We start from the raw sequence: 12006 nt of genomic DNA, 5'->3' as shown, positions 1-12006 counted from the left end.
GACCGTTGCCGGTCGCCGCGCGCGGCGGGTAACACGGGACGCGCGTCAGTCGCGCTTCTTCGCGCGCGGATGCGCGCTGTCGTAAATCTTCGCGAGATGCTGGAAGTCGAGCGACGTATAGACCTGCGTCGCGGCGACGCTCGCGTGGCCGAGCAGCTCCTGCACCGCGCGCAGGTCGCCGCTCGACTGCAGCACGTGCGTCGCGAACGAGTGGCGCAGCACGTGCGGATGGACGTTGGCGGGAATGCCCGCGGCGAGCGCCGCGCGCTTCACGCGCTCGCGCACGACGCCGGGCGACATCCGGTTGCCGCGCACCGACACGAACAGCGGATGCGGGTCGTGCTTCACGAATTCGCCGCGCACCGCGAGCCACGCGTTCAGCGCATCGATCGCCTTGCGGCCGACCGGCACCTTGCGCTCCTTGTTGCCCTTGCCGCGCACGGTGACCTCGGCCTCGGCGAGATCGAGCCAGCCGGCCGAGCGGTAGCCGTCGGCCTGCGTGTACATCACGTCGAGCCCGATCAGCTCGGCCAGGCGCAGCCCCGACGAGTAGAACAGCTCGAGGATCGCGTGATCGCGGATGCTCTCGGTCGTGCCGGCGAGCGGCGCATCCATCAACGCCGACGCGTCGTCGACCGACAGCGCCTTCGGCAGCGTTTTCGGGCGCTTCGGCGCGCGCACCGCGGCAACCGGGTTCGCGGGCATCTCGATGCGCTGCGCGAGCCAGCGGTAGAACGCGCGCCATGCCGAAAGGCGGTGCGAGATCGAGCGCGCGGACAGCCCGCCCGCATGCGCGCGCGCGACCGCGCCGCGCATGTCGACGGCCGTCAGCGTGTCGAGCGGTCGGCCGGCCGCGAGCTTCTTCAGTTCGTCGAGTTCGTGCGTGTACGCGCGCAGCGTATGTTCCGACAGCTGCCTGACGTGCTTCAGGTTCGACAGGTAGGCGGCGACCGGATCGTCTGTCATCGCGTGCGCGGTCAGTGCGGCAGCAGGCGCGTGAGCGCCGCGCTCGCGAGCGTCGCGATCTGCGCGAGGAAGTCGGTGGCCATCCCGTCGTGGAAGCGGCGCGGATCGGGCGAGCCGAGCACCAGCAGGCCGAACGCGGGCGCGTCGGTGCCGGCGAGCGGCGCGCGCAGCGCGAGTAGCGCGACCGATGCGGCCGAGCCGTCGCCGGCCGGCGCGGCTTCAGCGCCTTCCGCCGCATTCGCGGCCGAGGCGGCTACCGCGGGCGCGAGCCACTGCGCGGCCTCGAAGCCCGTGTTCGCGCCGCAGTACGGCGTCGACAGGCCGTTCGTGAACAGCCGCACTTCCTCGCCGACCTGGCGCGCGAAGTCGGCCTGCGCGTAGGTGTCGGCGACGTCCCACACGCGCAGGGCCGTCTGCGGCACGTCGAACACGTCGGCGATGCCGTCGGCGATCGTGCGCGGCAGCGCGTATGGATCGCGTTCCGCGATCACGCGCGCGGTCCAGCGGCTGAACTTCGCGGACAGGCTGTCGTTCTCGTGGCCATAGCGCACGAGTTCGGCGAGGCGGCGCTCGAGATGCTTGTTCTTGTCGCGCAGCATCTCCATCTGCCGCTCCTGCAGCGAGATCGCGGCCTTGCCGTGCGGGTTCGCGAGACGGATCGTCGCGAGCAGTTCGGCGTGCTGCGCGAAGAATTCGGGATTGGCGAGCAGGTAGTCGGCGACTTCGCGATCGTTCATGTGGCTGGAGCGTTCAATTATCAAGGACGTTGCAGGGTCAGGCGTTCAGGTCGATCTCGCCTTCGAACACGGTCGTGGCGGGCCCGGCCATCATCAGCGCGGCGGTTTCGTCGCGCGCGCCGTCCCAGCCGATCGTCAGCGTGCCGCCGTGCGTGTGCACGGTTACGGGCGAATCGAGCAGGCCGCGCCGGATGCCGGCCGCGACCGCCGCGCACGCACCCGTGCCGCACGCCAGCGTCTCGCCCGCGCCGCGTTCGTACACGCGCAGCTTCACTTCATTGCGCGACACGATCTGCATGAAGCCGGCGTTCACGCGCTGCGGGAAGCGCGCGTGGCGCTCGATCAGCGGGCCTTCTTCCAGCACGGGATACGCTTCTACATCGTCGACGACCTGCACCGCATGCGGATTGCCCATCGACACCGTCGAAATCCAGCGCGTCGCGCCGCCGACGTCGAGCGGCCACAGCGTGTCGCGGCCTTCGGTGCGGCCGTCGAGGCCCGATGCGCCTGGACCGGCCGTGTCGAACGGCACCTGCGCCGGCGCGAACACGGGCGCCCCCATGTCGACGACGACTTCGCCGTTGTCCTGTAGCGTCAGCGTGATCAGGCCCTTCATGACCTGCACGCGCACGCTGCGCTGGTCGGTCAGGCCGCGGTCGCTGACGAATTTCACGAAGCAGCGCGCGCCGTTGCCGCAGTGTTCGACTTCGCCGCCGTCGCAATTGAAGATCCGGTACTTGAAATCCGCGCCGTCGACGGTCGGTTTTTCGACGAGCAGCAACTGGTCGGCGCCGATGCCGAAGTGCCGGTTGGCGAGCGCGCGCACCTGCGCTTCGGTGAGCGGCGGCAACGCGCGCGAATAGCCGTCGAGCACGACGAAGTCGTTGCCCGCGCCGTGCATCTTGGTGAACGAGAGTTTCACTGGGTCCGGGATTCCATGGCGAACAAGGCGGCCAGCACGACGCGAACGGCCTGCCGCCATGCCGGGCGGCCTCGTTCGTCGTGCTGATCTCAGCCGTAAATGATACATGCAGCCGACAGGGGCGTCCCGCGCGGGCGGGGGGCGTCTGTTGCGCGGGCGGAAAGGGCGCGGTATCCGGCAGGCGCGCCGAAGGTGGCGAGAGCGCAGGCGCGCGCATGACGGCGCGCCCGCGGGTTTCGCCCGGCAGGGTCAGTACAGGCTCGGTTCGCCGGGCGGGCGCGTCTTGAAGCGCTTGTGGACCCAGTAGTACTGCTCGGGCATCAGCGGGATCTGTTCCTCGAGGAATTCGTTCATCCGCCGCGCGTCGAGATCGTCGTCGCCGGTCGGGTACCGATCCCACGGCTTGAATACCTTCAGCCGGTAGCCCTTGTAGTTCGGCAGCACCTCGCCGATGAACGGCACGACCTGCGCGCGGCCCGTCTTCGCGAGCCGGCCGACGGCTGTCAGCGTGCAGGCCGGCACGCCGAAGAACGGAACGAACGTCGAGTTGCGCAGCCCGTAGTCCATGTCGGCGCCGAGCATCACGGGCTTGCGGTCGCGCAGCCAGCGCAGCACGACGCGCGCGCTGTCCGCGCGGCCGACCATCTCGGCGTCGAAGCGCCCGCGCGCCTTCTTCGCTTCTTCCTCGAGCACCGTGTTCGAGAACGGCTGGTAAAGCGACCCGCAGCGGCGCTGCAGCGACCGGTTGAGCCAGATCGAACCGGCTTCGATGCCGACGAAGTGCAGGCCGAGGAACAGCGTCGGCGGCAGGTCGGGATCGGTGAGGTCGACCGCGCTGTCGACCTGGATCAGCTTCTCGAGCTTCTTCGCGGAGCCGAACCACTGCACGCTGCGCTCGACGTAGCTGCGGATCGCATGGCGGAAATGCAGGCCGGCCACTTCCTCGCGCCGTTCGTCGCTCCAGTCCGGGAAGCAGAGTTTCAGGTTGGTGTGTACGATGCGTTTTCGCCGGCTGGGGATCTGGTACAGCAGCCAGCCGAGACCGTCGCCGAGCCGCGCGGTCAGACCGTACGGCAACAGGGCGAGCAGCTTCAGGAAGCCGATGGCGAGATGCGTGCCGAGGCGGCCTAGCATGCGGCACCTCCGTGGGGCCGGATGGCCGGCGCGTTGCGAGCAGGGTGGTAAGACAGCGGAAGAAACAGCACGGGCGGCGCTCTGTGACAATTCAGGAAAGCCGCTATAATACGGGCTTCGCCGAGTTAACTGACAACTTGCGGGGCGAAGCCGGCTGGCGCGAAGCGCGCTGCCCGGTCCTGGTAATCCGCTAAAGCGTCGCCGCTTCAGGCCCAACGAAGCTGGCTACGTGAAACCAACCGTAACCACACAGGAGCCTGAAAAAGTGGCAAACGATTATCTCTTCACGTCCGAATCCGTCTCCGAAGGCCATCCGGACAAAGTCGCGGACCAAATCTCGGACGCGATTCTCGACGCCATCCTCGAGCAGGACAAATATTCGCGCGTTGCGGCGGAAACGCTGTGCAACACGGGTCTCGTCGTGCTGGCCGGTGAAATCACCACGACGGCCAACATCGATTACATCCAGATCGCGCGCGACACGATCAAGCGCATCGGCTACGACAACACCGACTACGGCATCGACTACAAGGGTTGCGCGGTGCTCGTCGCGTACGACAAGCAGTCGCCGGACATCGCCCAGGGCGTCGATCGTGCCCACGACGACAACCTCGACCAGGGCGCGGGCGACCAGGGCCTGATGTTCGGTTATGCGTGCGACGAAACGCCGGAACTGATGCCGCTGCCGATCTACCTGTCGCACCGTCTCGTCGAGCGCCAGGCCAGCCTGCGCCGCGACGGCCGCCTGCAGTGGCTGCGCCCGGACGCGAAGTCGCAGGTGACGGTCCGCTACGTCGACGGCAAGCCCGATTCGATCGACACCGTCGTGCTGTCGACGCAGCACGCACCGGACATCGAGCTGCCCGCGCTGCGCGAAGCCGTGATCGAGGAAATCATCAAGCCGACGCTGCCGGCTGACCTGATCAAGGGCGACATCAAGTTCCTCGTGAACCCGACCGGCCGGTTCGTGATCGGCGGCCCGCAGGGCGACTGCGGCCTGACGGGCCGCAAGATCATCGTCGATACGTACGGCGGTGCCGCACCGCACGGCGGCGGCGCGTTCTCGGGCAAGGATCCGTCGAAGGTCGACCGTTCGGCTGCGTATGCAGGCCGCTACGTCGCGAAGAACATCGTCGCCGCCGGCCTCGCGTCGCGCGCGCTGATCCAGGTGTCGTACGCGATCGGCGTTGCCGAGCCGACCTCGGTGATGGTCAACACGTTCGGCACGGGCCGCGTGTCGGATGCGGTGATCACGAAGCTCGTGCGCGAGCACTTCGACCTGCGTCCGAAGGGCATCATCAAGATGCTCGACCTGCTGCGCCCGATCTACGAGAAGACGGCCGCTTATGGCCACTTCGGCCGCGAAGAGCCGGAATTCTCGTGGGAAGCGACCGACAAGGCGCTCGCGCTGGCCGAAGCGGCCGGCGTGGAGCCGACGGCACGCGTCGCGTAAGCGTCGTTCGCCCGAAACGAAAAACCCCGGCATTGCCGGGGTTTTTTTATGGATTCCGATCGCCGGCGCAACGGCGGCGATCATGGCGGGCAGTGCCCGCCGGCGCTGCTTCAGCGCGCGCCGAACCCGAACCAGCCATTGCTGGCCGCGAGGCGGCGCGGCCGGTTGACGCGGCGCTGCGGGCCGAGCGCGCGGCGCAGCGCGAGCGCGCGCAGCGACGACGGCTTCTGCAGCAGCGAGCGCAGGCCGGCACGGCGTGCGAACGTTTGCGCGCTCATCATCGAGAAAAACGCGTGGAACCACGCGCGGATGCCGTCGAGCCGGCCATGCGCGGGCGCGCGCTCGGCCAGCGCCTGCGTGCGTGCGCGGTGATGGCGCAGCGGGCGGGCAGGAGCGGACGGCGCGACGCGCTTCGCAGCGCGGTTGAGACGGGAAGTCAGACGGAATGGCATGTGAACGATGCTTCGCTTGTATGGATGGCGCCCTTGAAGAGCGCACTGGTATGAACGGCCTCGGATGACGCAACGGATCATATCGAAAGCCGCTGCGCGCCGCGCCCGCCAGAATTGACAGGCCGCGACAGGCTACAGGGGATTCATGACGGGCAAAAGTCGCGATAAACCCTTGTGCCGCAAGGCGTGTGCCGCATACCGCCTGTCGGTGAGGCCAGCGCCGTGCCGCACAGTTCCCTTGCGCCAGATCAAATCGGCGATTGGCATGCCCCTGCGTACGACAATGGCGCTGTTCGCGGCATCCGGCGCCGATTTACAATCGTCACATTCACACAATAAACGTCTGGCATCCCATGTCGTCTCCATTGCAGTCGGAATCGATCCGCGCGCAAGTCGCGGAATTGCGCGAACGCGGGTTCGTCGTCGCGCGTGGCCTCGTCGGCGAGCAGCAATGCGCGGCGCTTAAACGGATTGCAGAGCGGCAGTTGCAGGAGGCTGCCGAGCCGATCGAGTTCGAGGCGGACCTGCGCTACCCGGGCGCACCCGAGTCGAAGCATGCGCCGGGCGGGCACACGGTGCGGCGGCTGCTCGATGCGTACTCGCGCGATCCGGCATTTGCCGAGCGCGCGGTCGCACCCGAAATCGGCGCGTGGATGCGCGAGTACTTCGGCGAAGAGCCCGTGCTGTCGCGCGCGCATCACAACTGCATGATGACGAAGCACCCCGCGTACGGCAGCCTGACGGGCTGGCATCGAGACTTCCGCTACTGGGCGTTCGAGCGTTCGGACATGGTGTCGGTATGGCTCGCGCTGGGGCCGGAAACGAACGAGAACGGTGCGTTGTGGCTCGTGCCGGGTTCGCATACGGCCGAATTCGGGCCTGAAGCGTTCGACGATGCGAAGTTCTTCCGCAGCGACCTGCCGGAGAACCGGAAGATGATCGACGCGGCCACGTGCCCGTCGCTCCAGGCGGGCGACGTCGTGTTCTTCCACAGCAACACGCTGCATTCGGCCGGGCAGAACCGTTCCGACCAGGTGAAGTTCTCGCTCGTGTACACGTACCACGGCGCGAGCAACCGGCCGGTGCCCGGCACGCGCTCGGCGGCGAAGCCGGAAGTGCAGTTCTAGGTGCGGACCGGTCGGCGCGGCGAGGCCGCGACGATCACACGATGCGGCGCATCGCGGGCGAATGAAGCAACGGGCGGCCTGGCCGCCCGTTTCGTTTTGCGCGGCCCGATCAGTGTGGCGCGGGCCGTTCGCGCGGCTGCGCGATCAGCGCTTGCCGCCCGGCATCGCGAGGCCGATCAGGCCGACGAACGAAGCGACGGCGCCGCCCACGATCAGCAGGATCGTCTTCGTGGCGGGCGAGCCGGTGAAGAGGCGCGACATGTTGTCGTTGATCGAATGGAACGACTGGCCGCCGAAATACAGCAGCACGACGCCGCCGACGAGCAGCGCAACCGAGATGACGCGGGACATACCAACCTCGCTGAAACGGTGATTCGAGACGCCGCAGTGTAGGCGACGACCGCGGTCGCGTCCATCGCCGTGCGCGCATCGGCCGCCTTCGTTACCATAGCCGTCGAGCGTTTTCTTCGCCGCCGTCGCGCCCTGTGCGCGGCCGGCGCGCGCCCCTCCCTCCGACGTCCTGACGGGAAATACTCATGGCCTACGAAGCAGCTTCCGAACGTTATGCGGACATGCAATACCGCACCTGCGGCAAATCCGGGCTCAAACTGCCCGCGCTGTCGCTCGGCCTGTGGCACAACTTCGGCGACTCGACGCCGATCTCGACGCAGCGCGAGATCCTGCGCACCGCGTTCGACCTCGGCATCAACCACTTCGATCTCGCGAACAACTACGGGCCGCCGTACGGCAGCGCCGAAACCAACTTCGGCCGGCTGCTGAAGGACGATTTCCGGCCGTATCGCGACGAGCTGCTGATCTCGACGAAAGCCGGCTGGGACATGTGGCCGGGGCCGTACGGCAGCGGCGGCGGGTCTCGCAAGTACGTGCTCGCGAGTCTCGACCAGAGCCTGCAGCGGATGGGGCTCGACTACGTCGACATCTTCTATTCGCACCGCTTCGACGCGCACACGCCGCTCGAGGAAACGGCGGGCGCGCTCGCGTCGGCCGTGCAGCAGGGCAAGGCGCTCTACATCGGCATTTCGTCGTATTCGGCGGCGAAGACGCGCGAGATGGCCGAGTTGCTCGCGCAGTACAAGGTGCCGCTGCTGATCCACCAGCCTTCGTACAACATGCTGAACCGCTGGATCGAGAGCGACCTGCTCGGCGCGCTGGACGACGTCGGCGCGGGCAGCATCGCGTTCACGCCGCTCGCGCAGGGGCTGCTCACGTCGAAGTACCTGAACGGCGTGCCGGCCGACGCGCGCGTGAACAAGCCGGGCGGCGGTTCGCTGAAGCAGGATCACCTGAGCGCGGACAACCTCGAGCATGTGCGCAAGCTCAACGCGATCGCCGAACGGCGCGGCCAGAGCCTCGCGCAGATGGCGCTTGCGTGGGTGCTGCGCAATGGCCGCGTGACGTCCGCGCTGATCGGCGCGAGCCGTGCCGAGCAGGTGCGTGAAAACGTCGGCGCGCTGAAGAACCTCGAATTCTCGGCGGAAGAACTCGCGGAGATCGATCGTTACGCGACGGAAGGCGGCATCAATCTGTGGGAAAAACCGTCCACCGATCAGGCGATCTGACCGGCAGTCGATACGGCATGCGAAACATTGCATGCCAGTATCACCGTCTTGCAGACAGCACGTCGCATCGTTGCGGCGCAACGATGCGCGTCAGGCACGGATACGCCGCTAGAGCAGCGCAGGCAGACCTTCGACCAGCAATACCGCGACGCCGACGCCGAGGATGACGCCCAGCACGCGCATCAGGTTGTGGCGGAATTCGGTTGCGCACGGTACCGCGCCGAGAAATAGCGCTCCGGCCAGCGCCATCGGGATCAACAGGATGAAGTCGCCGATCGTGAAATAGGTCGTCATGCGTGTCTCCAGTGTCGGCCGGAGTGAGCGCTTCAGCGCTTGCTTCGGCCCCATGCCGGGTATTTCTAGTATTGGTCCGACCCGATTGCGAGCGGGGCGGTCAATTCGAGTATAGGCAACCCGGCGATGTTTTCGCTATCCGAACCATTAAAAATCAGCGGAAAGCCCAGCGAGTCGCGCATTTTTCCCGCAAGTTCGACGAACGCCTTGCACGCATCTTTCCCGTTCCTTTCGATTTCCGCGGAATTGTCGTATGTGTCCGATACAGGCCGCCGCACTTGCGGGCGCGGCGGCCTGTCCGCTTACGTGCGGTCGGGTCGCGTGCGTGCGGCCGGCGCGCGGAACACGAGCGCGAGCCCCGCGATGATCGCACCCATACCGGCGAGCGCGAGCGGTTCGGGCCGGTTGCCGAGCCATACGGCATCCATCAGCGTGGTGACGACGGGCACGAGATAGAACAGGCTCGTCACGTTGACGAGATCGCCGCGCTGCATCAACCGGTAGAACAGCAGTTGCGCGATCACCGAAATCACGATGCCGAGCCACAGGAGCGGCACGACGAACGCCCAGCTCAGGTCGAACGAAATCGGCCGGAACGGCACGATCGCCACGCACAGCGCGAGACCGATCGCATTCTGCAGCGGCAGCACGTCGGCGGGTGCCGCGCGTACGCGTTTTTGCAGCAGCGAGCCGACGGTCAGTGCGACGAGCGCCGTGAGCGCGCACGCGATGCCCGCGAGCGGCAGGCCGGCATCGCCCACGCCGCGGCATACGACGAGCGCGAGACCGGCCAGCGACAGCGCGAGCCCCGCGACGCGTACGGGCTGCCAGTGTCGCTCGACGATCGCCAGCGTGAGGATCGGCTGCACGCCGAGGATCGTTGCGAGCACGCCCGGCGCGATCCCGCGCTCGAGCGCGAGCAGGTAGAAGATCGAATAGCCGCCCATCATCAGCAAGCCGGTCAGCGCGGCCATGCGCCGCTCGCTGTGCGGCGGCAGCCAGCGTTTGCGCATGAAGGCCAGTGCGAGCAGCACGAGCGACGCGAGCGCGAAACGCGCGGTGAGAAAGACGAACGCGGATGCGTGACGCAGACCGAGTTCAGCGAAGATCGCGCCGCTGCTCCACAGCAGCACGAAGAGCGACGTCGCTCCATGCGCGGCAAGCGCGCGTTTGAACGAAACCATGTGAATCCACCTGTCGAACGGATCGGAACGTTCCATCCGCGCGTGCAGCAGGGAGCCGTGCGTCACGACGCACGAACGAAGCCGACGGGCGAATGAAAGACGAAACGGAAGCCGGCTGGTCAGCCGGCGCGTGCCGCCGGAGGGGGCGGCGCGGCGCCGACGAGCGGCGGTGCGACAGGAGGCGGGAGGACCGACGGATGCGCGCACGCCTGCGGCCGCGCGTCGAACTGCGGCCGGGATTTTGCGAGGGCGGACGTGAGCGGATGCATCGTGTCGGAATGCGGTTGAACGCGAATGAACGTCAAAGGTACTGCAAGGTCGGCATCCGGCGCAACAACTGTCGGCGGCCCCGCATGGTGAAAGACGCGTTGCAGCGATGCCGCGCGATGCTTGTGCGCGGTGGCTGCGCGAGCCGTGTTCGGGACGGGGGAAGGAGGCTGTAGCGTGCGAGGCAAGCGGCGCGGTTCCGGCAGGCTCGGTCACGCGAAATCTCCTGGCGGCCCGGCACGCGGCAAACGATGTGCGCATTGCGTCGATCGCGTGCGCGCCGCGGCGCCGGGCGGATTCGGCGGGCAGTCACATTCGACAGGGTATGATGGGGGTATCCGCCCGTGCAAGCGCACGCGCGGCGCAGTGGTTGATTGGAGACATTCGACGAATTCGCGGCACTTCGCCCGCTTCTTCTTCTTTTCGCGCTTCGATAAACCGTGAACAATGGGATTACGCGCAACGCTCCGTCGAGAGCGGCGCGGATCGCGCATTTGCCGGCTCGCCAGCGGGCCGGGTTTCAAGATTCAAGAGTGGGGAACCATCATGCATGTCGGGTCGATTGTCTGCACTACCCATATCGCGGTGCCGAAGGGCGCGCGCGGCATCGTCCAGCGCATCCTGGGCGACATGGCCATGGTGACCTGGTACGCGGGCGTGCCGGGTGAGTCGAAAGAACTCAACACCGAGCCGTTCTTTCTCGAGGATCTGATCGACACCGGCGAATCCGTGCTGCCGGCCGGCGCGGCGCTCCACTAAGCGCATACCGCACCGGACGCTCGTCTTTCGGCCCGGCTGGCGGCACAATGCGGGGCATGACAGACGCCACTTCCGCTCCCGCTTCTCCTGCCAGCCCGCCGTTCGCCGGCCTCACGCCCGAGTGCGTGCTCGACGCGCTCGACAGCGTGCTGATGCCGGCCGGCCTGCGCACCGACGGGCGCCTGCTCGCCCTCAACAGCTACGAAAACCGCGTCTACCAGGTCGGCATCGAAGACGGCCCGCCGGTCGTCGCGAAGTTCTACCGCCCGGCGCGCTGGTCGGACGATGCGATCCTCGAAGAGCACGCGTTCGTCGCCGAACTCGCCGAGCGCGAGATTCCGGCGGTGCCTGCACGCACGTTCGACGGCCGCACGCTGCATGCGTTCGACGGCTTTCGTTTCTCGATCTTCGAGCGGCGCGGCGGCCGCGCACCCGATCTCGACCGCAGCGACACGCTCGAATGGCTCGGCCGCTTCATCGGCCGGATTCACGCGGTCGGCGCGACGCAGCCGTATGTCGCGCGTCCCGTGCTCGACATCAAGACGTTCGGCCTTGAGCCGCGCGATTACCTGCTCTCGCACGATTTCATTCCGGATGACGTAAGACCCGCGTACGAGACGGCGGTCGCGCTCGCGCTCGAAGGTGTCGAGGCCGCGTTCGAACGTGCGGGCGAGATTCGCCTGCTGCGCACGCACGGCGACTGTCATCCGAGCAACGTGCTGTGGACCGATGGCGGCCCGCATTTCGTCGATTTCGACGACAGCCGGATGGCGCCCGCGATCCAGGATCTGTGGCTGCTGCTGCCGGGCGATCGCGAAGGCGCGTCGCGCGCGCTGGCGGACCTGCTGGCAGGCTACGAGGATTTCTGCGAATTCGAGCCGCGCGAGCTGCATCTCGTCGAAGCGCTGCGCACGCTGCGGCTGATCCACTACGCGGCATGGCTCGCACGGCGCTGGGACGATCCCGCGTTCCCGGCCGCGTTTCCGTGGTTCAACACGCATCGTTACTGGGAAGCGCGTGTGCTCGAACTGCGCGAGCAGATCGGCGCGATGCAGGAAGGGCCGCTCTGGCCCGTGTGACGGCGCGCGCGGCACCGGCACCGCGCGGCAGGCGTATGCGGGCCGCGGCGCG

General features: G+C 67.4%; 13 protein-coding genes. 5 read left to right on the top strand and 8 right to left on the bottom strand.

Going from position 1 to position 12006, the window contains the following annotated elements; all coding sequences use genetic code 11:
* Positions 1-45 precede the first annotated feature (45 nt).
* From xerC to lpxL, 4 genes are all read right to left on the bottom strand, one after another.
* Positions 46-966, bottom strand: a complete 921-nt coding sequence (gene xerC / locus BT264_RS11165; protein WP_072437588.1) for a tyrosine recombinase XerC — start codon at positions 964-966, stop codon at positions 46-48.
* Between the two features lie 11 nt (positions 967-977).
* On the bottom strand, positions 978-1703 hold the full coding sequence (locus BT264_RS11160) for a DUF484 family protein (protein WP_072437587.1): 726 nt from the start codon (positions 1701-1703) through the stop codon (positions 978-980).
* 37 nt (positions 1704-1740) lie between these two features.
* Positions 1741-2685 carry a diaminopimelate epimerase gene (gene dapF / locus BT264_RS11155; protein WP_072437586.1) on the bottom strand — a complete coding sequence of 315 codons (945 nt, stop codon included), beginning with the start codon at positions 2683-2685 and terminating at the stop codon, positions 1741-1743.
* 189 nt (positions 2686-2874) lie between these two features.
* The gene (gene lpxL, locus BT264_RS11150) at positions 2875-3759 is read right to left on the bottom strand and encodes a lauroyl acyltransferase LpxL (RefSeq protein WP_072437585.1); all 885 of its coding nucleotides are present in this window, start codon (positions 3757-3759) and stop codon (positions 2875-2877) included.
* Positions 3760-4024: 265 nt separating this feature from the next.
* Between lpxL and metK the strand changes: the two genes are divergently transcribed.
* Positions 4025-5212 (top strand): methionine adenosyltransferase, encoded by a 1188-nt coding sequence (gene metK / locus BT264_RS11145; protein WP_006482984.1) that lies wholly within the window; start codon positions 4025-4027, stop codon positions 5210-5212.
* 110 nt (positions 5213-5322) lie between these two features.
* Here the strand turns inward: metK and BT264_RS11140 are convergent, their stop codons facing one another.
* Positions 5323-5664 (bottom strand): hypothetical protein, encoded by a 342-nt coding sequence (locus tag BT264_RS11140; protein WP_072437584.1) that lies wholly within the window; start codon positions 5662-5664, stop codon positions 5323-5325.
* A 353-nt stretch (positions 5665-6017) separates the two neighbouring features.
* Between BT264_RS11140 and BT264_RS11135 the strand changes: the two genes are divergently transcribed.
* On the top strand, positions 6018-6791 hold the full coding sequence (locus tag BT264_RS11135; protein ID WP_034179319.1) for a phytanoyl-CoA dioxygenase family protein: 774 nt from the start codon (positions 6018-6020) through the stop codon (positions 6789-6791).
* A gap of 144 nt (positions 6792-6935) precedes the next feature.
* On the opposite strand, the gene BT264_RS11130 is transcribed toward BT264_RS11135, so the two are convergent.
* A complete protein-coding gene (locus tag BT264_RS11130; RefSeq protein WP_034179318.1) occupies positions 6936-7142 on the bottom strand; it encodes a DUF3185 family protein in 207 nt (68 codons plus the stop codon).
* A gap of 185 nt (positions 7143-7327) precedes the next feature.
* On the opposite strand from BT264_RS11130, the gene mgrA reads away from it, so the two are divergent.
* A complete protein-coding gene (gene mgrA / locus BT264_RS11125) occupies positions 7328-8371 on the top strand; it encodes an L-glyceraldehyde 3-phosphate reductase (protein WP_072437583.1) in 1044 nt (347 codons plus the stop codon).
* A 108-nt stretch (positions 8372-8479) separates the two neighbouring features.
* Here mgrA and BT264_RS11120 read toward each other — a convergent pair whose 3' ends face one another.
* Entirely contained in the window at positions 8480-8665 is a 186-nt protein-coding gene (locus BT264_RS11120) for a hypothetical protein (RefSeq protein WP_072437673.1), read from the bottom strand.
* 302 nt (positions 8666-8967) lie between these two features.
* Complete coding sequence (locus BT264_RS11115) at positions 8968-9849, bottom strand: DMT family transporter (protein WP_072437672.1); 882 nt, start codon at positions 9847-9849, stop codon at positions 8968-8970.
* A gap of 813 nt (positions 9850-10662) precedes the next feature.
* On the opposite strand from BT264_RS11115, the gene BT264_RS11105 reads away from it, so the two are divergent.
* Both BT264_RS11105 and BT264_RS11100 read left to right on the top strand, forming a co-directional pair.
* Positions 10663-10875, top strand: a complete 213-nt coding sequence (locus tag BT264_RS11105) for a hypothetical protein (RefSeq protein ID WP_004198969.1) — start codon at positions 10663-10665, stop codon at positions 10873-10875.
* 56 nt (positions 10876-10931) lie between these two features.
* Complete coding sequence (locus tag BT264_RS11100; protein WP_083533980.1) at positions 10932-11954, top strand: serine/threonine protein kinase; 1023 nt, start codon at positions 10932-10934, stop codon at positions 11952-11954.
* Positions 11955-12006 lie beyond the last annotated feature (52 nt).

The organism is Burkholderia sp. NFPP32 (assembly GCF_900119325.1).
Classification (GTDB): Bacteria; Pseudomonadota; Gammaproteobacteria; order Burkholderiales; family Burkholderiaceae; genus Burkholderia; species Burkholderia pyrrocinia_C.
Note: the sequence above shows the minus strand (reverse complement) of the source record. Positions and strands in the feature narration are given on the sequence as shown.